Raw genomic sequence first — 21,453 nt, 5'->3', positions numbered from 1 at the left:
TTTCTTATTTGTTGAGATATTCGGTCACGTTCTTTTCGATGCGTGACAACAGGTTGTCTGTGTCTCCTTTTACGAACTTCTCACCGGTGATGTGTTCGAACAGCTCGATGTAACGTTCGCTGATGCCTTCGACGATAGCCGGAGTCATTTCAGGCACTTTCTGTCCTGCCTTACCCTGGAAGCCGTTTTCCATCAACCATTCGCGAACGAATTCCTTGGAGAGCTGTTTCTGGGGTTCGCCTTTGGCAAAGCGTTCTTCGTAGCCTTCGCTGTAGAAATAACGGGAAGAGTCCGGTGTGTGGATTTCGTCCATCAGGTAGATCTTGCCGTCGTGTTTGCCGAATTCATACTTTGTGTCGACAAGGATCAGGCCGCGTTCGGCAGCGATCTCCGTGCCGCGTTTGAAGAGGGCGAGTGTATATTTCTCCAGCAGTTCGTATTCTTCGGGAGTAGCCAGGCCTTGTGCCAGGATTTCTTCTTTGGAGATGTCGGCATCGTGTTCGCCGATCTCGGCTTTCGTTGTCGGGGTTACGATTGGTTCGGGGAAACGTTCGTTTTCACGCATACCTTCCGGCAGTTTTATGCCGCAGATTTCGCGTACGCCGCTCTTGTAAGCGCGCCATGCACTTCCGCAAAGGTAACCGCGTACGATCATTTCAACAGGGAATCCCTGGCACATTACACCGACGGTTACCATCGGGTCCGGAGTCGCCATTTTCCAGTTCGGGCAAATGTCTGTAGTCGCATCCAGGAATTTGGCTGCGATCTGGTTCAGCATCTGGCCTTTGTAGGGGATGCCTTCCGGCAGTACGACGTCGAATGCGGAGATACGGTCTGTTGCAACCATTACCAACACTTCGTCGTTGATGTTGTACACGTCGCGGACTTTACCGTGATAGACACTCTTCTGTCCGGGGAAATTGAAGTCTGTTTTTGTCAATGCCTTCTTCATAACCATTGTTTTTATGGGGGCGCTTATTTGGCGTCCTGACTGTTATTAATATTGTTGTTTTTTATGCGTTTGCTGTCGAATTTATCGTAGGCTTCCACGATGCGCTGGACGAGTTTATGGCGGACGATGTCTTTCTTTTCGAATTCGATTTTACCGATTCCTTTGACGCCTTTCAGTATCTGCATGGCTTGCACCAGCCCGGAGGTTGCCGTGGGGGGCAGGTCGATCTGCGTCACGTCGCCGGTGATGATCATTTTGGCGTTCATACCGAGGCGCGTCAGGAACATCTTGATTTGGTGCGTTGTCGTGTTCTGGGCTTCGTCGAGGATGATAACAGCTTCGTTCAGCGTACGTCCACGCATAAAGGCGAGCGGGGCGATCTGGATCACATTGTTCTCCATATATTCTTTCAGCTTAGCTGCCGGAATCATATCCTGCAGGGCGTCGTACAAAGGTTGGAGATACGGATCGAGTTTGTCTTTCATCTCGCCGGGGAGGAATCCCAACTTTTCGCCGGCTTCGACTGCCGGGCGGCTCAGGATGATTTTGCGGATTTCCTTATTCTTTAATGCTTTTACGGCAAGGGCGATAGCAACAAACGTTTTGCCTGTTCCGGCTGGTCCTGTTGCGAAGACGAGGTCGTTTTCCTCGAATGCCTTGACAAGGCGTTGCTGATTCTCCGTGCGGGCAACAATCGGTTTTCCGTTCATCCCGTGAATAATGAGGTTTTCCTGTTTGGTAACCACCGGGGTTTTCCCTTTGATGATGTCCAGGATGACATCTTCGCTCAGCGAGTTGAATTCTTCACAATATTTCTCTACTTCGCGAATTTTCTTGAGAAAGAGTTCCGATTCGTCTTCATCACCGATCACTTTCATTACATTTCCTCTCGCCACGATACGCAGTTTGGGAAACAATGTCTTTATTAACTGCATATTGACATTGTTTACGCCGTAGAATATCACCGGGTCTACGCTCTCAAGAATATAAATTCGTTCAATCATTCAATCTATTTTAGTTCTGCCTTTTCCGTGAATTCTTTTCACATTCATTCAGGCAGACAAAATTAGTAATATTCTTTATGCTAAGAATAAATTGCCGGATATTTTGTTTCGTATCGATGAAGATTATTTGAACATTTCTTTCAGACGCCATCCTTCCTGCCGGCAATCCCATACGGCATGGATTTCGACCAGTTCTTCTTTGACGGTATAAATCAGCTTGTAGTGTTTTTCTGCAACGATGGAGCGAAAACCGTCTTTATATTCTTCCAGAAGGGGTTCGACAGGACCTGCATTAGGGAACGTTCGTAAAGGTTCGGCTGAATCCAATATGTTATTGTACAAACGGATAGCTGCGGTTTGGCTCTTTTCACTGTAGTAGTCGTAAATGTTGTCAAGTAAGGCCATGGCTTGTGGCAACCATTTTATAATTATTCGCATAGTGGATGTCGTTTACGTAACTCTTCTGTTGTCATTCCCATTCCTTTTTTCGACTCTTCTCTCGATTTTTTCAGCACCTCTTTCAGCTCGTCCAGCGTCATTTGTGCCGGTAAGCGTTCTGCCTGCTTTCTTTCGGTCGAGATGTGGATCAGGTTTTTGATCTGTGTCAAAAGCTTTTTGTCGTCAATCGTTTTCAATTGTTCGATAAGCGATAGTTTTAATTCTAATGTGTCCATACAATGCTCTATTAGTTTCATATTAAGATTCACAAATGTACGTATTTTTTCCATCACGGAAGATTATTCGTGAAAGATTATGTACTTTTGTTCACCCTAAAAGAATGATGATGAAGAAAACAACACTTAGTATTTGGTTTATGATGGCTGCCTTTGCGGCGGCAGCGATCTGCTCGTCCTGTGGTAAAAAGGAACAGCGCGGTGAGTTGAAACGTATTTGGTATAATGGAAGCTACAACCGAGATTTCAAGGATTTGAACGATGTGCACTTGGCGGAAGCCGAACGTATTGGCATCAAACCGGCATCGAATCGTGAGGAAGCGGAAAAAGTGAAAAAGGAGATGAAGGAAATCAGCACCAATGAATACTACGAGGTGGAGGAACTGAAGCATTCTATTCCGTATCTGATACCTTCCGCTGCTAAATTGTTGGAAGATATCGGGCGTAATTTTCAAGATTCCCTCCGTAATCTGAATGCTTCTATCTACAAGGTAAAAGTGACCAGCGTCACCCGTACGATCGATGATGTTAAGAACCTGAAGAAAAGAAATACCAACTCATCCCAGAACTCTGCCCATCGTTATGGAACAACCTTCGACGTGTCGTGGGTACGTTACACGAAAGTGGATGAAAGCGATACTTTGAACATCGATAATGACCGGCTGAAAATGGTGTTAGCAATGGTTTTGCGCGACTTGAAGCGGGAAGAACGTTGCTATGTCAAGCACGAACGCAAGCAAGGGTGCTTCCATATCACAGCCCGGGAGAAAAAATAAAAACAACAGCTAACGGATCGAATGGACAAAAAACTACTGAAATATTGGAAAAACTGCCTGTTGGATGCGGAGCGCAAAAACAGATCGCTGAAGAAAGAGGCGCGGATCACATTGCGGATCGGCGACAAGATCCCGGAGTTTATTCTTCGCAAAGATATTCCCCTGCTTTTTTCAAAGGAGAAACAAAAAGAGAAAGATGAAAAACGGAAGGTGCAGATTGCTCCCTGCGTCCTTCTGCCGGAGTATGAAAACGGGTGGACTTCCAAACAGAATACACCGGATTATCCTTTTTTGATTACGGCTACGTTATTGCCGGACGGAACGTTTCAGGTGTGTGATAACAAAGCCGAGCGGGTTCCGGTTTTTGTCCGTATGTTTCTGGAACCGAATGCACGCAATGACCGAACCATTGCATCCCTTTCGAATGTGGACCGACTGTTAAGCGAGTTTGATACTGAAGAGACGGATTGGAAAAAGTATTGGGCGGCTTGTGAAACCCTATTCTGGAATGCAACCGGTTTGACTTTCCGGGAAATGAATTATGCCGATAAACCTGAAATTGTCGTTGTAAAAGCACCCGGGCGGGGAATGGCGCAAAAGATTATTAATCTATATGACAAGTTGCTGGAGAGTAAAGCCTCCCATCCTTTGCTGGAACTCCTGATCCGTAAAAAGCAGGAACGCTGTTGCCTGTACCCAACAAACAGCATGTTTATTGCAATAAGGAGCATTGGGCACAAATGAGTGGTGAGTTCCCTCTGTCCGTCTCCCAACGCGAGACGCTTGCCATGTACACGGAACCGGATAGCTCTGATATATTTGCCGTCAACGGACCTCCGGGAACCGGTAAAACGACTTTTCTACAGACTGTGATTGCGAATCGGATCGTCCATACCGTACTCAACCATCCTGATGATCCGGATATCATCGTTGCCAGTTCCGCCAATAATCAGGCGATTACCAATATCCTGAAAGATTTTAAGATTGAGCAGCCTACTGAAGATAAGCCTGTAGATCCGTTATCCCTCCGTTGGTTGCCTGGATTGGATACGTTGGGATTATATCTGTCCGGAAAAGACGAACAGAAAGACCTGTATAAAATGATGTTCAATACGAAAGGTGACGGTTTTCCGAATGAATATGACGATCCTGCCCGATTAGAAGAATATCGCCGGTTTTATCTGGAACATTTCAACCGGTTCTTTAAGACGTCCTGCCATAATGAAATTGCATGCCAGCGTTTTCTGCGTAGGCGAATGAAAGAGATACGGAAAGAAATTGAAGTCTGTTTGAATGTCGCCAGTCTCAAACAGTATGGATATGAGATGGAGGATAAAGGGTTTGTGGGCAAGCTGATCCGTAAACTGCAAAAGCTGCCAAGTTATGAAAAAGTGATAAAGGGTTGGGAACAGACGAAAGACTTTAAAGATCGCTATGACAAGTTGACCGCCAACCCGGAATATAGCACCCTTCCTTATACGGAAGATATGGCGGTACGACTGGATATCAGTTACCGTTATCTTTTGTTTTGGTATGCCATCCATGACCGGGAAGCCGAGTTTATCCGCCGGCTGGCAGAATGTGACAAGGAAGAGGAAACCCGGGGCCGTGAAGATTATACCGAGCGTTTAAAGAGGTTAGCTTGTGTGATGCCGGTCTTTATTTCGACTTTCCATTCTTTGCCGAAATATATGGTTTGTGTCGATAGCGGGGAGTGGGATGCACCACTTTATGATTCGATTGATTTGTTGATCGTAGATGAGTCGGGACAGGTCTCTCCCGAATTGGCAATCCCTTCCTTCAGCTTGGCCAAACAAGCGATTCTGGTTGGAGATGTGGAGCAGATCGAACCGATATGGTCTATCTCGGAAGAATATTCCTGTATCAATCTGAAGCGTTTCGGCCTGATCTCTTCCGAGTCGGATAAAATGTATGCGTTTTTGAGAGAGAACGGTTTCCTGTCTTCATCCGGAAGTATCATGAAGATGGCAAGGAAGAGTTGTAGCTTTGAAGTTGCCGGGGAAAGAGGTGCTTTCCTGACAGAACACCGGCGTTGTGTAGATTCGATTATTGCTTATTGTAATGACTATATCTATCATGGCCGTTTGTTGCCGAAGAAGGGAAACAAGGTGAAATATAAAGCTTTGCCTTCTAAAGGCTATGTCCATGTTAACGGAGTAAGCGAAAAAGGTGGAACAGGCAGTGTATTGAATAAAGCGGAAGCGGCCGCAATCGTATCCTGGCTGGAAAAAGAAAAGGATAATCTGGAAAGGGTTTACAAAGATCCGATCAATAAAATAGTGGCGGTTGTCACTCCCTTTAAAGCACAGGAAGAAACCATATGCAACTTGGCGAAAGCATCTCCGGAAGCGGAGGCATTTACCGGCATGACGATCGGTACCGTCCATTCTTTGCAGGGAGCACAGTGTCCGGTCGTAATCTTTTCGTCGGTTAATTCTCCCGGCGATGCTTCTTATTTTATGGAGCAGGGAGGAAAGTACAATATGCTTAATGTTGCTGTTTCGCGGGCACAGTACCATTTTTTAGTGTTTGGGAATATGAATATTTTCCATTCCGAACGGAATACACCGGTAGGGAATTTGGCGAAATGGTTGTTTGATGATCCAGCGAACGAGATATCCGGTAATTTCATTTATCAGCAGAAAGAACCGCTTTGCCGTTATCAGCCAGCCGAACGTTTATCGACATTGGAGGCGCACATCGGTTTATTGCAGCAGGCATTAAAAGAGGCGACAAAAAGATTGCTGATCGTTTCTCCTTTTATCTCGATCCGGGTAATCGAGCATGATGACCTTATTCCCAGAATCCGGGAAACCGTGCGTCGTGGAGTAGAAGTCGTGGTCTATTCCGATTCCCGTTTGGATTATAATGGACGGACCGGGCTGTTGAAGGAAGAGGCAAATGCCGGACGACAGGCTTTAATAGAGAACGGCGTCAAACTGGTTCTATTGAAAGGTATTCATAATAAATCGCTTGCAATCGATGACGACATACTGGTGGAAGGCTCGTTTAACTGGCTTTCTGCGAGTAGGGATGAGGTCTATTCCCGGCATGAATGTTCAATTAAACTTCTTCATCCCGAAGCAACGAAACATATCTCAAATCTGGTGAAGGAATTAGACCGGATAGAGCCGGAAGCAGTTTTTTTTGAGCCTCTTCCTGTCTTTGCTCCGAAACAGGTTCAATTTGAAAATAAGACCTGTCCGGGTTTCTTTGATGCAGATCCGATAGACGCTTGCACCGATGAAGATTTAGCAGATTTTAAGCGACGAATCCAGCAGTTGGAAATTCAGAAAAAGAATGTTTCCGAGTCAATCCGGAAAACCCGCGAGCGATATCCCCGCCACTATGAACCGTGGTCGGAAGAAGAATGCCGGATATTACAGGAACTGATGCAAAAGACAAATGATATAGAAATCTTTTGTGCTTGTTTGCAGCGGACTCCCAATTCGATCCGTATAAAAGTAGAAGGAAAGAATCAGATGTAGCGGTCTGCTTCCCTGATTCTTCCCTTCTAACTTCAACTCTCTAAAGTTTATAAGAGACCTTCGATCACCTTACGAAGTTCCGGTTTACCCATCGTCCCAAGCATCGTTTCCTTGTTACCATCCATACGGCAAAGGAGCAAAGTCGGAATTGTCCGGATTTTGAAAGCTGTTTCCAGTTCTTCTTCTTCGTCTACGTTTACTTTGTAGATATAAAGTTTGCCGTCATATTCTTCTGCAAACTCATCCAGGATAGGTGCCAGGCGTTTACAATAACCGCACCAGGGTGCATGAAAATCCACGATGCAAGGTTTGTCTCCTACATATTTCCAATCCTTCGGATTCTCTTCAAAGTTTCCTACTCGTTGTATAAATTCCGCTTTTGTCAATTCAATGGGTGTCATATTGCTTTCTTTTTATTGATGATACAAAGATACATATAATGCAGCTGCATTGTAAATGGCAATATTACTTATAGAGTTATCAATATTGCCTTTCTGCCGGCTTTTACCAAAAAATATCTGTATTTTTGTTATTCATAAAGAAGGAGACTGACTCATGCCATCAGAAAAATACGTTCAAGATTTTGCGGTTTTGGAAGCTTTGTTTAAACGCTTTTATAGCTAATCAAAAAAGAGCATCCGGAACTCTCCGGATGCTCTTTTTTTTGATTAGCTATAAATGTTTTTAGTTCTGCTCCTTCAATATCACATCATGCGCACCACCTTCCACAATACTGGTTGATGAAACCAATGTGATCTTGGCGTTCTTCTGCAATTCGGGAACCGTGATCGCACCGCAACTACACATCGTTGCAATCATTTTGCCTAATGTGAGGTTGAGGTTGTCCTTCATTTTACCGGCATACGGAACATAGCTGTCTACGCCTTCTTCAAATTTCAGGGCTTCGCTGCCACCCATGTCGTAACGCTGCCAGTTCTTGGCGCGGTTGGAGCCTTCGCCCCAGTATTCTTTTACGAAGTTGTTTCCGATTTTCATCTTCTTCGTCGGCGATTCGTCGAAACGGGCAAAATAGCGTCCCATCATCAGGAAATCCGCTCCCATTGCCAAGGCAAGTACCATGTGATAATCATGCACCAAACCACCGTCACTACAGATGGGCACATAAATACCTGTTTTCTCCATATATTCGTCGCGAGCCTGTGCAACGTCGATCAGAGCGGTAGCCTGTCCGCGTCCGATACCTTTCTGTTCACGGGTGATGCAGATTGAACCGCCGCCAATACCTACTTTGATGAAATCGGCACCGGCTTCCACCAGATAGTCGAAACCTTCCTTGTCGACAACATTTCCGGCTCCGACCAGAACCTTGTCGCCATATGTTTTCTTGATCCATTGCAATGTCTCCTGTTGCCATTCGGAATAACCGTCGGAAGAGTCGATACAAAGTACATCGACACCCGCTTCAACCAGAGCAGGAACACGTTCCATATAATCGCGTGAATTGATACCGGCACCAACCAATAATTTTTTATCACTGCCGGACAATTCTTTCGGATTGTCACGATGGTTGTCATAGTCCTTGCGGAAAACGAAATATTGTAGTTTCTGGTCCTTGTCGATGATTGGTAACGTATTCAGTTTGTGATCCCAGATAATCTGATTGGCTTCACTTAACGTGATACCCAGATCACCGACGATCAGCTTGGAAAACGGAGTCATAAAATCTTTTACCTTTCTGTCAAGAGGATCTTTTTCTGCGCGATAGTCACGACTGGTCACCAATCCCAGCAATTTACCGTTAGGAGTACCGTCGTCCGTCACACCGATAGTTGAATGTTCGGTACGTTGTACCAGAGCAATAACATCTGCCAACGTGTTTTCCGGAGTCAGATTGGAATCGCTGATGACGAATCCTGCCTTGAACTTCTTAACTTTCCGAACCATATCTGCCTGACTGGCGATAGGCTGCGAACCGAAGATAAAAGATAACCCTCCGTTACGAGCCAGCTCGATGGCCAGCTTGGGACCGGAAACAGATTGCATGATCGCTGAAACGAAAGGAATGTTTAATTCGATCGCTGGCTTTTCACCTACTTTATGTTTCACAAGCGGGGTTTTCAGTGAAACATTGGTCGGCACGCATTGTTTGGTGGTTAAACCGGGAATAAGTAAGTATTCACCAAAGGTTCTCGATACATCGTTTAAGTAAACTGCCATAGTGTTTATATTTACTGGATGAATTTTATTAGGGTACAAAAGTACTCAATTCTCCTGTATCCTGTATTGTCTGAATAAAAGAAAATTCTGTTTTTTCCTATTTTCCGTGCTTTGTGTGCGGTAAGCTAAGAAATTCCGTCTATCGGGAGCTGTCTGTTTTAGAAACTTTTCGGCAGACAGGATTGTTATATAAACGTAATTAATATAGGAGGATTTTTTATGAAAACAATAGTGGATAAAGCCAATACTCGCGGATACGCAAATCATGGCTGGTTAAAGACTCATCATACTTTCAGTTTTGCCAATTACTATAATCCGAAAAGGGTTCATTTTGGTATGCTTCGTGTTTTAAATGACGATTCGGTTGCTCCGGGAGAAGGATTCGATACACATCCGCATAAGAATATGGAAGTAATCTCCATCCCGCTGAAAGGCTATCTGCGTCATGGCGACAGTATTCAGAACAGCGAAGTGATTACTCCGGGCGATATACAGGTCATGAGTGCCGGTACGGGGATTCTCCACAGCGAGTTTAACGACAGTGGAGAAGAACAACTGGAGTTTCTTCAGATATGGGTGTTCCCGCGTGAAGAAAATACGAAACCCCATTATAAAAGTTATGATGTCCGCTCTGTCCTGAAAAAGAACGAGTTGGGTTTGATGATTGCCCCGGACGGTTCTGCTCCGGCTTCCATTAACCAGGATGCCTGGTTCTCGATGGGAACATTGGATGCCGGAATAGTGAAGGAATACAAACTGCACAATAAGAAAAACGGAGTCTATCTGTTTGTAATCGAAGGTGAAGTGGAAGTTGCCAACACAGTCCTTTCCAAGCGTGACGGCGCCGGCTTCTGGGAAACCGACAGTATTGTGATAGAGGTATTGAAACATGCAACGGTCCTTTTAATGGAAGTGCCGATGGAATAATGGTTATACATTCATTTTATAGGGATTAATTGATTTAACAGGAATGTTACAGTAATGTAATATTCCTGTTGTTGTTCCCGACCTACTTTTGTGCTTATAATTTATGAATTAAAGTATGAAGGTGAAAGGCAATGTTCCTGCGACACGTTATGTGGCACGTGATATCAGTTGGATGTATTTTAATCAGCGTATTCTTCTCGAAGCAGCTAAAAAAACAGTTCCGTTAATGGAACGGCTTTCTTTCCTCGGCATTTATTCCAATAATTTGGATGAGTTTTTCCGGGTCCGGGTTGCAACTTTGAGCCGTATTATCGAATGCGACGATAAGGACATACGGAAAGAAAAGGAGGAAGCGGAACATATTCTCAAAGAGATCAATAAGCTAAATAATGCATATACCCGACAGTTTGAGGGAACGTTTGCCGGGATTGTCAAAGACCTGGAAGCCGAAAATATATACATTGTAAATGAAACGCAGCTGAACGGAGAACAACAGGATTATATCCGCCGCTTCTATAAGAATAATCTGAACGGTTCGACATTGCCTTTGTTTCTCCCGCAAGTCAAGCAGTTGAATGAACTGGCAGATGCTGATATTTACCTGGCGATTCGTTTGACCCGCACGGTTGCCGGCTACAAGACCCGTAAACGGGAATATGCCTGATCGAAATGCCGGTAAATGAGTTCGGACGTTTTATCTGTCTGCCGGATGATAACGGGAAAGTTTGTCTGATGTTTTTCGATGACGTGATCCGGTTTTGTCTGCCGTTGATCTTTGTCGGCATGAAATATGACCTTTACGAGGCTTACACCTTTAAGTTCACAAAAGATGCCGAGATGGAGATGGACACGGAAATCCGCAGTGGTGTCTTGGAAAAGGTCTCGAAAGGTGTAAAGAGCCGTAAGCGTGGTGTTCCGATCCGTCTGGTTTACGATGCCAATATGCCGAAAGATTTGTTGAAACTGATTGTCGGCAAACTGAATATAGATAAGACCGATACACGGGTTGCCGGTGGCCGTTATCATAACCTGAAAGACCTGATGCGTTTTCCGGATTGCGGGCGTAAAGATTTGAAATACCCTCTGCAGCCGCCTTTGTTCAAGCCGGAGTTGGAAGAAGGAAGTATCCTTGAATGGATCCGCCAGCAGGATTGTTATCTGCATTATCCGTATCATAGTTTCAGCACTTACCTGCGCGTATTACGCGAAGCCGCCATCAGCAAAGATGTGAAGAGCATCAAGACCTCGCTGTATCGCCTTGCCAAAGATTCGCGTGTGGTGAAAGCCCTGATTTGTGCAGCGAAGAACGGAAAGAACGTAACGGTTGTCATCGAGTTACTGGCCCGTTTCGATGAGGCTTCCAATATCAGTTGGTCGAAGAAGATGCAGGATGCCGGAATCCGTGTCATCTTTGGAGTGGAAGGCTTGAAAGTCCATTCTAAGATTACGCATATAAGTTCCCGGAAAGGAGATATAGCTTGTATCAGTACGGGGAATTTCCATGAAGGGAACGCCCGCGCTTATACGGACTTTACTTTGATGACGGCCCATAAGGCAATTGTCCGCGAAGTGGATGCTGTGTTCAATTTTATTGAAAAACCTTATTCTCCTATACCTTTCCGCCATCTGCTGGTTTCACCGAACGATATGCGGAAGAAGCTGATATCTATGCTGAATACGGAGATGCAGCACGCAAAAGCAGGGAAAGAAGCGTATGTCATGGCGAAAGTGAATCATATAACAGATCGCCTTCTGGTAAAGAAATTGTATGAAGCTTCTGCAGCCGGAGTGCGGATCGACTTGCTGGTTCGTGGAAACTGCTCGCTCGTGACCGGCATTCCTAAAGTGAGCGACAATATCCGCATAAACGGGATCATCGACCGTTATCTGGAACATTCCCGGATCATTGTCTTTTGTAATGGCGGCAACGAACGCTATTTTCTGGGTTCGGCAGACTGGATGACACGTAATTTCGATAACCGCATCGAAGTTTATTCTCCTGTCTATGACCCGAAAATACAGGAAGACCTGAAGCGGGTGATCGAATTCGGTCTGCGGGACACCCTTCAAGGACATGTTGTCGATGGTTCTGGACGTAATTTCCTGTGGAGGACTGCCGACAATGTTCCGTTCCGTTCGCAGACCGCCTTATATGAATGGTATAAGGACGAAATAAACAAAGATACATTTAAAGAAATATTGTAAGTAAATAGAAATGAGTAAAGTGAATTATGCTGCAATCGATATTGGTTCGAATGCGGTCAGGCTGTTGATTAAAAGAGTGAATGAAGAGGCTTCCGATGATTTGTTTACGAAGGAATTGTTGCTCCGTATCCCCTTGCGTCTGGGACAGGATGCGTTTACGACCGGGGAAATCTCGCCGGGAAAGGAAAAGAAGCTGCTTCGCGTGATTAAGGCCTTCCGTCAGTTGATGAAAGTCTTTGATGTCGTAGACTATCGTGCTTGCGCTACCTCTGCCATGCGGGACGCATGCAACAGCGAGGAGATAACCCGTACTATCTATGAGAAAACGGGAATACAAATAGAGGTGATCGACGGGCAGGAAGAAGCGCGTATCGTGTATGATAACCATATTGAAAACATGCTGAACCATGATAAGAATTATATCTATGTAGATGTCGGTGGCGGTAGTACGGAAGTGATTCTTATCAACAATGGTGAGTTGAAATGCTCCAAATCCTATAATGTAGGAACTGTCCGAATGTTGAACGGTTCGGTTCGCGAGGAAGATTTGGAGGCGATGCGTCGTGAAATATCGGCTGCTGCGGTTCAGTATCCGGATCTGGTTATTATCGGTTCGGGAGGGAATATCAACAAATTATTCCGATTGGCAGAAGAAAAGGATAAAAAAGCTTCTGTCTTTACGGTCGACTCACTCCGGGCTCTTTATGACTCGCTGAAACAATATACGCCGGAAGAACGGCGAAAAGTTTTCAAACTGAAACCGGACCGTGCCGAAGTAATCGTTCCTGCAGCTGAAATCTTCCTGAATGTGGCAACCTGTAGCAAATCGACTAATATCTGGGTCCCGACGATCGGTTTGGCAGACGGCATTATCGATAGTCTTTATACTCGTAACTTGGAGAAAAAAAGAGATTAGGATTTGTCACATTGTCAAAATGACGAAATGTCAACCTCGCAAATTGAAAATTACAATAACCCCCTGTTTTTGCTATTTTTCTATTTCATCCGAAAAGTTGATCCATTTTGGATTGACTTTTTTCATGGTTTTAATCTGCTCGACTGACAACAGAGGAGATGAGGTGCGCAGCCCATTCTGGAAAGTGTACAATTTGACAGTCGGAAGGCATAAATGCCGTCAAAGTGATAAAGCTTAACTCCCGGAGAATCGAATATTTGAAAATAAAACGGACGGCGTTCCAAATACTTCAAGGAAATTCAGGTGCTTTTTTGCCCTTACAACGGTCTTCTTTCCAATTACGACCGTCCAAATCGCCATTACGACCGTGCTAATCTTCGCGAGGTGCCGAGTGCACTATACATTAGCACGGTCGTAATGGCAAAGAGGACGGTCGTAATGGCTGGGAACGCTCAAAAAAGCGGAAAAAGTCCCTTTTTGAGGTCAAAAAAAGCCATTAACATTTGTTTTGTTTCGGATGTCTTTCGGGCCTGAAAAATGCGTTTTATACAATAAGCCTCATGATATAGTCATTCATATAGTAGCCGTTTCCGATATGGAAATCGCGTGTCGCATGTTCGTGGAAGCCCATGTGTTTGTAGAAGCCGACAGCCGGGTTGTGGCGGTTTACATTCAGCTCGACGGTGAAAGGACCGGGATGGATCGTTTTCAGGTAAGCGATGCCCTGCTCGATGATGTAACGGCCGATGCCTGTGCCGTGCAAGGAGGGCAGCGAGTATATTTTCTGAAATTCATACAAATCCTTCTCAACTGTTTCGATGGACAGGTAGCCCGCAGGGACGCCGTCGGCATAGACGATGAAGAACTGATGGTGAAGCTCGTTCATCTGTTTGAGAAGATTTTCATGACTGTACATCATGTCGAACATATAGTCCAGCTGTTCGCGGGACAAGATGGAACCATAGGTCGGCTCCCAGATTTTAGATGCCAGATCTTGAATTAATTGGCAATCATTAACAGTTGCTTTCGTAATTGAGAACATTATTTCCTACTTTTAGATGAACAAAAGTACAAAAAATGAGGATATATTCGCAACAATTAAATTTTTGGATTGATTTTATGTATATGACAATGTTAATTCATAAAAAAGAATAACTTTGTAGGCGTTTAATACCTATACATGGGGAACAATTTAATAAAAAACATATAGAAATGGATACAAAGATTCAGGAACTGACCGACAAAATCTACAAAGAAGGAGTAGAGAAAGGTAACGAAGAAGCAGGGCGAATCATTGCCGATGCAAATGCTCAGAAACAAACGATATTGAGCGATGCGGAAGCAGAAGCAAAACGTATTGTGGCAGCTGCCGAAAAGCAGGCGGCTGAACTGAAAAAGAATACGGAGGCCGAGTTGAAATTGTTTGCTACCCAATCTGTAGAAGCGCTGAAAAGCGAAGTGGTAAACCTCATTACCGGAAAGATAACCTCTTCCAATGTGAAAGCGATCGTTTCTGACACTGCGTTCATGCAGAAAGTGATTCTGGAAATGGCAAAGGAATGGGCAAAGAAGGAAGCGATCACGATCCAGACTGCCGAAGCCGATGCGCTCACCAAATATTTTACCGCCAACGCCAAGAGCCTGTTGGACGGCGGCGTGAAGATCGAGAAAGTAAGCGGGCATGACGCCTCTTTCACGATTGTTCCGGCTGACGGCTCCTATAAAGTAAGTTTCGGGGAAGACGAGTTTGTCGCCTTCTTCAAAGAATTCCTTCGTCCTGGGTTGGTAGAAATGCTGTTCTGATATGGGTAAGTATTATTGCTTGATTGCAGGACTCCCCAATATCGCGCTCGACGATAGTAAACTGACCTATTCCGTCTGTGACTTCAGGCAGGAATTGGACGGCGTACTGACGAAAGCCGATAAGAAGCTGATCGATCTGTTCTTCCTCAAATTCGATAATAAGAACCTGATCGCTCAAGCTAAACAGCCGGATTCCGATCCGGACCCGCGGGGATGTATCACGTATGACGAATTCAATGCTTTGCTCAAAGCGTTGAAGGAAGAAGAAAAGCCACCCAAGAACGACCGGATGCCTCCTTATTTCAAGGAATTCTTCAAACTGTATCTCGAAAGCGAAGGGAAAGAGGACAAGCAGGATGTTCCATGGGAAGACCGCCTGGCCACGCTCTATTATGCGTATGCGATGAAAAATCATAACAAGTTTGTTGCAGACTGGTTCGAACTGAACCTGAACATCAACAACATGCTTACCGCGATAACCTGCCGTAAACATGGCCTTGATAAAGCCGAATACATCGTTGGAGACAATGAAGTGGCACAGGCGCTCCGTACGTCCAATGCCCGCGATTTCGGGCTGGGGGATACGGTGGACTATTTGCCCGATTTGCAGCGCATCGCCGAAGAAACCGATCTGATGGTTCGCGAAAAGAAAGTGGACCTGCTGAAGTGGGAATGGCTCGAGGAACATACGTTCTTTAAACCGTTCGATATAGAGAGTGTATTTGCATACCTGCTGAAACTGGAGATGATCGAGCGTTGGGTAACGCTGGATAAGGGGACAGGCGAGAAAACATTCCGCGAGATAGTGGGAGCAATGAAGAAAGGCAGCGAGAATGCCCTGGAAGAATTTAAAAGAAACAATGATAAATAAATTATGGCTACGAAAGGAATTGTAAAAGGAATCGTTTCCAACCTTGTGACTGTAGAGGTGGACGGACCGGTTTCCCAGAATGAAATCTGTTACATTTCCGTAGGAGGCGTCAAGCTGATGGCGGAAGTTATTAAGGTAATAGGTAAGAATGCTTTTGTACAGGTCTTTGAGAGCACCCGCGGTATGCGGGTGGGCGACGAAGCCGAGTTTGAAGGACATATGTTGGAGGTAACGTTAGGACCGGGTATGTTGTCGCGCAACTACGACGGTTTGCAGAACGACCTCGATAAAATGGAGGGTGTTTTCCTGAGACGCGGAGAATATACCTTCCCGTTGGATAACGACAAACTGTGGGATTTCAAACCGCTTGCCAAAGCGGGTGACAAGGTGGCGGCCGGTGACTGGCTGGGCGAAGTGGATGAAAACTTCCAGCCGCATAAGATCATGGTCCCCTTTACCTTTAAAGGTGAATATACGATCAAGAGCCTGAAAGAAGCAGGACAATATACCATCAATGAGGTGATCGCCGTCCTGACGGACGAAGCCGGGAAAGATGTGGAAGTGACCATGATACAGCGTTGGCCGGTAAAACGCGCCATCACTTGCTACAAGGAAAAGCCGCGTCCTTATAAACTGCTCGAAACGGGTGTCCGTACGATCGACACGGTGAACCCGATCGTGGAAGGCGGTACAGGGTTTATCCCCGGGCCGTTCGGAACGGGAAAGACCGTGCTCCAACATGCGATCTCCAAACAGGCGGAAGCCGACATCGTGATTATCGCTGCCTGCGGTGAACGTGCGAACGAGGTGGTGGAAATCTTTACCGAGTTTCCCGAACTGGTCGACCCGCATACTGGCCGTAAACTGATGGAACGTACCATTATTATCGCCAATACGTCAAACATGCCGGTGGCTGCCCGTGAGGCTTCCGTTTATACGGCGATGACAATTGCCGAGTACTACCGCAGCATGGGGCTGAAGGTATTGCTGATGGCCGACTCCACTTCCCGTTGGGCACAGGCATTGCGCGAGATGTCCAACCGTCTGGAAGAACTTCCCGGACCGGATGCGTTCCCGATGGACTTGTCGGCAATCGTGGCTAACTTCTATGCGCGTGCCGGTTATGTACATCTGAATAACGGACAGACAGGTTCCGTGACCTTTATCGGTACGGTATCCCCGGCCGGTGGTAACCTGAAAGAGCCTGTGACGGAAAATACGAAGAAGGTGGCCCGCTGTTTCTATGCCTTGGAGCAAGAACGTGCCGACCGCAAACGTTATCCGGCTGTAAACCCGATCGACAGTTACTCCAAATATCTGGAATATCCCGAATTTCAGGAATACATCGCCAAGCATATCTCTCCGACCTGGATCGACAAGGTGAACGAGATAAAGACCCGTATGTTGCGCGGTAAGGAAATTTCCGAACAGATCAACATCCTCGGTGACGACGGTGTGCCTGTGGAATATCACGTGACGTTCTGGAAGTCTGAGCTGATCGACTTCGTGATCCTGCAACAGGATGCCTTCGATGCGATCGATGCGGTGACGTCGCTGGCCCGCCAGGAGTTTATGCTGGATAAGGTTGTGAAGATCTGCCATACCGAGTTTAAGTTCGATACTTTCCTCGAAGTAATGGACTACTTTAAGCAGATGATCAACATCTTTAAGCAGATGAACTACTCCGAGTACGAGAGCGAACAGTTCAAGAAGTTCAACGATCAACTTGACGCACTGCTTGCAGAGCGCGCAGATAAATAATAGAAGCGTATGGCAACAAAAGCATTTCAAAAGATATATACGAAGATTACCCAGATTACAAAAGCGACCTGTTCGTTGAAAGCAACAGGAGTAGGGTATGACGAGCTGGCCTCTGTCGACGGCAAGCTGGCTCAGGTGGTAAAGATTATCGGCGACGAAGTGACCTTGCAGGTTTTCTCAGGTACGGAAGGTATCCGTACGAATGCCGAAGTCGTTTTCATGGGAAAGGCGCCTTCGTTGAAGGTGGGCGACCAGTTGGCCGGCCGTTTCTTCAATGCATACGGTGATCCGATCGACGGCGGTCCCATTCCCGAAGGTAAAGATGTGGAAATCGGCGGTCCGTCTGTGAATCCGGTTCGCCGTCAGCAGCCTTCCGAGCTGATCGCTACGGGTATTGCCGGTATCGACTTGAATAATACGTTAGTGACGGGACAGAAGATTCCGTTCTTCGCCGACCCTGACCAGCCTTTCAACCAGGTAATGGCAATGGTAGCCTTGCGTGCCCAGTCGGATAAGATTATCCTGGGCGGTATGGGTATGACGAATGACGACTACCTGTTCTTTAAGAATACATTTAGCAATGCCGGTGCGCTGGACCGTATCGTTAGCTTTATCAATACGACGGAAGACCCGTCTGTTGAACGTATCCTGATCCCGGATATGGCACTTTGTGCGGCTGAATATTTTGCTGTCCAGAAGAATGAAAAAGTACTGGTGCTGCTGACCGATATGACGAACTACGCGGATGCTTTGGCAATCGTGTCCAACCGTATGGACCAGATTCCGTCGAAGGACTCCATGCCGGGTTCCTTGTATTCGGATTTGGCGAAGATATACGAAAAGGCCGTGCAGTTCCCTGCCGGCGGTTCTATCACGATTATTGCCGTGACGACTCTGTCCGGTGGCGATATCACGCATGCCGTGCCTGATAACACGGGTTACATCACCGAAGGTCAGTTGTATCTGCGTAAGGACAGTGATGTGGGTAAAGTTATCGTCGACCCGTTCCGAAGCCTGTCCCGTCTGAAACAGCTGGTAACCGGAAAGAAGACGCGCGAAGACCATCCGCAGGTGATGAATGCCGCCGTCCGTCTGTATGCTGATGCCGCCAATGCAAAGACGAAGATGGAGAACGGTTTCGACCTGACAGACTACGACAACCGTACGCTGGCTTTCGCAAAGGACTATTCAAGCAAGTTGTTGGCGATCGACGTCAACCTCGACACAACCGAGATGCTCGACGTGGCTTGGAATCTGTTCGGTGAATACTTCCAGCCTGCCGAAGTGAATATCAAACAGGCGTTGGTAGACAAATACTGGAAAAAATAAATCCATGCCCATGAAAATGGAAATGCATGCCCAAGGAATTTAGTATGCATGGTTATGGAAATAATATAGATAATTATGGCAATAAAGTTTCAATATAATAAAACCTCCCTTCAGCAATTGGAAAAGCAGCTGAAGATGCGCGAGCGTTCCCTGCCGACGATCAAGAGCAAGGAAAGCGCCCTGCGTATCGAAGTGAAGCGCACCAAGGATGAAGTGACGAAATTGGAACTTCAGCTGGAACAGGAGATACAGAGCTACGAAAACATGGTCGCTTTGTGGAACGAGTTCAACCCCGAACTGATCGCAGTCAAGGATGTTTCGCTCTCCACGAAGAAGATCGCCGGTGTGGTCGTCCCTGTATTGGACGAGATCCAATTCGAGATCGGCCGCTACAGCCTGTTCAATGCCCCTGCCTGGTTTACCGACGGTATCGAGCTGCTGAAAAAGCTGGCGCGTACCGGTATCGAAGCCGAGTTCTCGGGTATGAAGCTGGAGTTATTGGAGCATGCGCGGAAAAAGACCACTCAGAAGGTGAACCTTTTCGAGAAGGTACAGATTCCGGGCTATAAGGATGCGATCCGCAAAGTGAAACGATTCATGGAAGACGAAGAAAGTCTTTCCAAGTCGTCACAGAAGATCATGCGGGCTAATCAGGAAAAGCGTAAAGCAAAAGAAGAAATAGAGGAGGCTGGAGCATGATAGTAAAGATGAGTAAATATGCCTTTATGGTATATCATAGAGAATATGATGCATTCCTCGCGACTCTCCGGGACCTGGGCGTCCTGCACGTGAAGGAGACGAATTCGATTCTGGACAATGCGGAACTGCAAGCCTTGCTGGCTGAACGTAAACGCGTCAACCAGGCAATCCGTTTCTGCAAGGCCTTGAACGAACAGTCGAAAGACACTGTGTTGGCACTGGCTCGCGAATTGCCGAAGAAGGACGGTTTGAAGCTGGTTGATAAGCTCGAAGAACTGCAGGAGCAGAAAGTACAGCTACAGGCAGCACGGGCTTCGCTGGAAAAGGATATCGCCTATATGGATATATGGGGCGAGTTCAGTTATGCCAATATCAACCGCCTGAAGAGAGCGGGATATGACGTGACATTCTTCAGTTGCCCGACATCCAAATACGAACCGAAGTGGGGGGATGAGTACAACGCCTTTCTGGTGAACAACTTCCAGTCGGTGACCTATTTCGTTACCGTGACGAAGACCGGCACTCCGATCGAGATCGACGCCGAACGTCCGAAGATGCCGGACCGCGGATTGGCCAAGTTGCACGCAGCCTACGAGCAGCTGATGGAGAACTTCAAGTCTCTGGATACCCGCACGAAGGAGTTTGCAGCCAAGCAATATAACACGCTGATCGAACTGGACAAAAACATCCAGAACGAATTTAACCTCTCGAACACGTTGGTGCAGACTGGCCGTGAGGCAGGTGACAAGCTGATGATCTTGGAAGGATTTGTCCCGACCGAAGATGCTCCGGCAATGGAAGAAGCGCTTGAAAAAGACGGCTATTACTTCCAGCCGATGGCGATAGAAGAGGGGGATAAGGTGCCGATCAAACTAAAGAATAACAAGTTCAGCAAGCTATACGAACCGATCACGAAGATGTTTTCGCTTCCGAACTATACGGAGTTTGACCCGACCCCGCTGTTTGCCCCGTTCTTCATGCTCTTCTTCGGGCTTTGTTTCGGAGACGGCGGATACGGGTTGCTGGTGATGCTGGTTTGTACGTTCCTCAAACGGAAGGTGAATCCGGATTTCAAGCCTTACCTGACTTTGTTCCAGTATCTCGGCCTTGCAGCCCTGATTGTCGGAACGTGTACGGGTTCGTTCTTCGGTATTGCGTTGGCCGATGTCCCGGCGTTCTCGAAGATGAAAGACTATTTTGTGAGCAGCGACAACCTGATGACTTTCTCTATCGTCATCGGTCTGGTCCAGATTATCTTCGGAAAGACGGTGGCTGCCTTCAAGACGAAAGCGCAGAAGGGGTTCAAATACAGTATTGCGCCTTTTGCATGGGTGTTGGTCATCACTTTCCTGGCATTAGCTTTCGGATTGCCGATGTTGAATATGCATCTGCCTGAAACGGTTCAGACCGTCTTTGTCGGTATTGCGGTTGTCGGCCTGGTAGTGGCTTACCTCTACAATTCGCCGGGTAAGAATATCTTTATGAATTTCGGGACGGGGCTTTGGAACACCTATAATATGGCTTCCGGGCTGTTGGGTGATACGCTGTCGTATATCCGTCTGTTCGCGATAGGTCTGACAGGCGCTATCCTGGGCGGCGTGTTCAACTCGTTAGCTGTGGATATGACGGAAGGTATGAATGTCGTGTTGCGTGCGGTCTGTATGCTGATCATCCTGCTGATAGGCCACTCGATCAACATCGGGCTTTGTACGATCAGTTCGCTTGTCCACCCGTTGCGTCTTATCTTCGTAGAGTATTATAAGAATGCTGAGTTTGAAGGCGGTGGAAAAGAATACAAACCGTTCAAGAAAGCATAACAAATAGGGAGTCGCTCCCTGGTAAAAAGTAA

The 21,453-nt window shown here is 46.4% G+C and carries 16 protein-coding genes and 2 pseudogenes; 11 read left to right on the top strand and 7 right to left on the bottom strand.

Annotation, left to right across the window (positions count from 1 at the left end):
- Positions 1-4 precede the first annotated feature (4 nt).
- The 4 genes from DW083_RS13420 to DW083_RS13405 all read right to left on the bottom strand — a co-directional run bounded on the left by DW083_RS13420 (position 5) and on the right by DW083_RS13405 (position 2,630).
- Positions 5-952 carry a phosphoribosylaminoimidazolesuccinocarboxamide synthase gene (locus DW083_RS13420; protein WP_122332711.1) on the bottom strand — a complete coding sequence of 316 codons (948 nt, stop codon included), beginning with the start codon at positions 950-952 and terminating at the stop codon, positions 5-7.
- Positions 953-975: 23 nt separating this feature from the next.
- A complete protein-coding gene (locus DW083_RS13415; protein ID WP_115501272.1) occupies positions 976-1,956 on the bottom strand; it encodes a PhoH family protein in 981 nt (326 codons plus the stop codon).
- Positions 1,957-2,079: 123 nt separating this feature from the next.
- Positions 2,080-2,394: a type II toxin-antitoxin system RelE/ParE family toxin gene (locus DW083_RS13410; RefSeq protein WP_115501271.1), complete on the bottom strand. Its 315-nt coding sequence runs from the start codon at positions 2,392-2,394 to the stop codon at positions 2,080-2,082.
- Positions 2,385-2,630 (bottom strand): hypothetical protein, encoded by a 246-nt coding sequence (locus tag DW083_RS13405; protein ID WP_122332710.1) that lies wholly within the window; start codon positions 2,628-2,630, stop codon positions 2,385-2,387. Before DW083_RS13405 ends, DW083_RS13410 begins: the two co-directional genes overlap by 10 nt.
- A 107-nt stretch (positions 2,631-2,737) precedes the next feature.
- On the opposite strand from DW083_RS13405, the gene DW083_RS13400 reads away from it, so the two are divergent.
- Positions 2,738-3,406: a DUF5715 family protein gene (locus DW083_RS13400; protein ID WP_122332709.1), complete on the top strand. Its 669-nt coding sequence runs from the start codon at positions 2,738-2,740 to the stop codon at positions 3,404-3,406.
- Between the two features lie 21 nt (positions 3,407-3,427).
- Positions 3,428-6,915: pseudogene (locus DW083_RS13395) on the top strand (AAA domain-containing protein).
- A gap of 47 nt (positions 6,916-6,962) precedes the next feature.
- Here DW083_RS13395 and DW083_RS13390 read toward each other — a convergent pair.
- Together DW083_RS13390 and DW083_RS13385 are read right to left on the bottom strand one after the other, a co-directional pair.
- Positions 6,963-7,316, bottom strand: a complete 354-nt coding sequence (locus DW083_RS13390) for a co-chaperone YbbN (protein WP_115501268.1) — start codon at positions 7,314-7,316, stop codon at positions 6,963-6,965.
- Positions 7,317-7,599: 283 nt separating this feature from the next.
- Entirely contained in the window at positions 7,600-9,093 is a 1,494-nt protein-coding gene (locus DW083_RS13385) for an IMP dehydrogenase (protein WP_115501265.1), read from the bottom strand.
- A gap of 219 nt (positions 9,094-9,312) precedes the next feature.
- Here DW083_RS13385 and DW083_RS13380 point away from each other — a divergent pair, with 219 nt between their 5' ends.
- From DW083_RS13380 to DW083_RS13370, 3 genes and pseudogenes are all read left to right on the top strand, one after another.
- A complete protein-coding gene (locus DW083_RS13380) occupies positions 9,313-10,020 on the top strand; it encodes a pirin family protein (protein ID WP_115501264.1) in 708 nt (235 codons plus the stop codon).
- A gap of 115 nt (positions 10,021-10,135) precedes the next feature.
- A pseudogene (locus tag DW083_RS13375) lies at positions 10,136-12,225 on the top strand (RNA degradosome polyphosphate kinase).
- A gap of 10 nt (positions 12,226-12,235) precedes the next feature.
- Entirely contained in the window at positions 12,236-13,141 is a 906-nt protein-coding gene (locus DW083_RS13370; protein WP_122332703.1) for a Ppx/GppA family phosphatase, read from the top strand.
- Positions 13,142-13,685: 544 nt separating this feature from the next.
- On the opposite strand, the gene DW083_RS13365 is transcribed toward DW083_RS13370, so the two are convergent.
- Positions 13,686-14,183 (bottom strand): GNAT family N-acetyltransferase, encoded by a 498-nt coding sequence (locus DW083_RS13365; protein ID WP_122332702.1) that lies wholly within the window; start codon positions 14,181-14,183, stop codon positions 13,686-13,688.
- 170 nt (positions 14,184-14,353) lie between these two features.
- On the opposite strand from DW083_RS13365, the gene DW083_RS13360 reads away from it, so the two are divergent.
- From DW083_RS13360 to DW083_RS13335, 6 genes are all read left to right on the top strand, one after another.
- Positions 14,354-14,944, top strand: a complete 591-nt coding sequence (locus DW083_RS13360; RefSeq protein WP_115501078.1) for a hypothetical protein — start codon at positions 14,354-14,356, stop codon at positions 14,942-14,944.
- A gap of 1 nt (position 14,945) precedes the next feature.
- On the top strand, positions 14,946-15,815 hold the full coding sequence (locus DW083_RS13355) for a DUF2764 domain-containing protein (protein WP_122332701.1): 870 nt from the start codon (positions 14,946-14,948) through the stop codon (positions 15,813-15,815).
- 3 nt (positions 15,816-15,818) lie between these two features.
- The gene (locus DW083_RS13350) at positions 15,819-17,576 is read left to right on the top strand and encodes a V-type ATP synthase subunit A (RefSeq protein ID WP_122332700.1); all 1,758 of its coding nucleotides are present in this window, start codon (positions 15,819-15,821) and stop codon (positions 17,574-17,576) included.
- 9 nt (positions 17,577-17,585) lie between these two features.
- Positions 17,586-18,905 carry a V-type ATP synthase subunit B gene (locus DW083_RS13345; RefSeq protein WP_115501075.1) on the top strand — a complete coding sequence of 440 codons (1,320 nt, stop codon included), beginning with the start codon at positions 17,586-17,588 and terminating at the stop codon, positions 18,903-18,905.
- A gap of 75 nt (positions 18,906-18,980) precedes the next feature.
- Positions 18,981-19,604: a V-type ATP synthase subunit D gene (locus DW083_RS13340; protein WP_115501074.1), complete on the top strand. Its 624-nt coding sequence runs from the start codon at positions 18,981-18,983 to the stop codon at positions 19,602-19,604.
- Positions 19,601-21,421 carry a V-type ATP synthase subunit I gene (locus DW083_RS13335; protein WP_122332699.1) on the top strand — a complete coding sequence of 607 codons (1,821 nt, stop codon included), beginning with the start codon at positions 19,601-19,603 and terminating at the stop codon, positions 21,419-21,421. Before DW083_RS13340 ends, DW083_RS13335 begins: the two co-directional genes overlap by 4 nt.
- The last annotated feature ends 32 nt before the right edge of the window (positions 21,422-21,453 follow it).

Source organism: Parabacteroides sp. AF48-14 (genome assembly GCF_003477465.1).
GTDB lineage: Bacteria > Bacteroidota > Bacteroidia > Bacteroidales > Tannerellaceae > Parabacteroides > Parabacteroides acidifaciens.
Note: the sequence above shows the minus strand (reverse complement) of the source record. Positions and strands in the feature narration are given on the sequence as shown.

Bases quoted from the DNA above. Each gene is read 5' to 3' on its own strand.
- DW083_RS13420 (WP_122332711.1), bottom strand. From the start codon at position 952: ATGAAGAAGGCATTGACAAAAACAGACTTCAATTTCCCCGGACAGAAG.
- DW083_RS13415 (WP_115501272.1), bottom strand. From the start codon at position 1,956: ATGATTGAACGAATTTATATTCTTGAGAGCGTAGACCCGGTGATATTC.
- DW083_RS13410 (WP_115501271.1), bottom strand. From the start codon at position 2,394: ATGCGAATAATTATAAAATGGTTGCCACAAGCCATGGCCTTACTTGAC.
- DW083_RS13405 (WP_122332710.1), bottom strand. From the start codon at position 2,630: ATGGACACATTAGAATTAAAACTATCGCTTATCGAACAATTGAAAACG.
- DW083_RS13400 (WP_122332709.1), top strand. From the start codon at position 2,738: ATGATGAAGAAAACAACACTTAGTATTTGGTTTATGATGGCTGCCTTT.
- DW083_RS13390 (WP_115501268.1), bottom strand. From the start codon at position 7,316: ATGACACCCATTGAATTGACAAAAGCGGAATTTATACAACGAGTAGGA.
- DW083_RS13385 (WP_115501265.1), bottom strand. From the start codon at position 9,093: ATGGCAGTTTACTTAAACGATGTATCGAGAACCTTTGGTGAATACTTA.
- DW083_RS13380 (WP_115501264.1), top strand. From the start codon at position 9,313: ATGAAAACAATAGTGGATAAAGCCAATACTCGCGGATACGCAAATCAT.
- DW083_RS13370 (WP_122332703.1), top strand. From the start codon at position 12,236: ATGAGTAAAGTGAATTATGCTGCAATCGATATTGGTTCGAATGCGGTC.
- DW083_RS13365 (WP_122332702.1), bottom strand. From the start codon at position 14,183: ATGTTCTCAATTACGAAAGCAACTGTTAATGATTGCCAATTAATTCAA.
- DW083_RS13360 (WP_115501078.1), top strand. From the start codon at position 14,354: ATGGATACAAAGATTCAGGAACTGACCGACAAAATCTACAAAGAAGGA.
- DW083_RS13355 (WP_122332701.1), top strand. From the start codon at position 14,946: ATGGGTAAGTATTATTGCTTGATTGCAGGACTCCCCAATATCGCGCTC.
- DW083_RS13350 (WP_122332700.1), top strand. From the start codon at position 15,819: ATGGCTACGAAAGGAATTGTAAAAGGAATCGTTTCCAACCTTGTGACT.
- DW083_RS13345 (WP_115501075.1), top strand. From the start codon at position 17,586: ATGGCAACAAAAGCATTTCAAAAGATATATACGAAGATTACCCAGATT.
- DW083_RS13340 (WP_115501074.1), top strand. From the start codon at position 18,981: ATGGCAATAAAGTTTCAATATAATAAAACCTCCCTTCAGCAATTGGAA.
- DW083_RS13335 (WP_122332699.1), top strand. From the start codon at position 19,601: ATGATAGTAAAGATGAGTAAATATGCCTTTATGGTATATCATAGAGAA.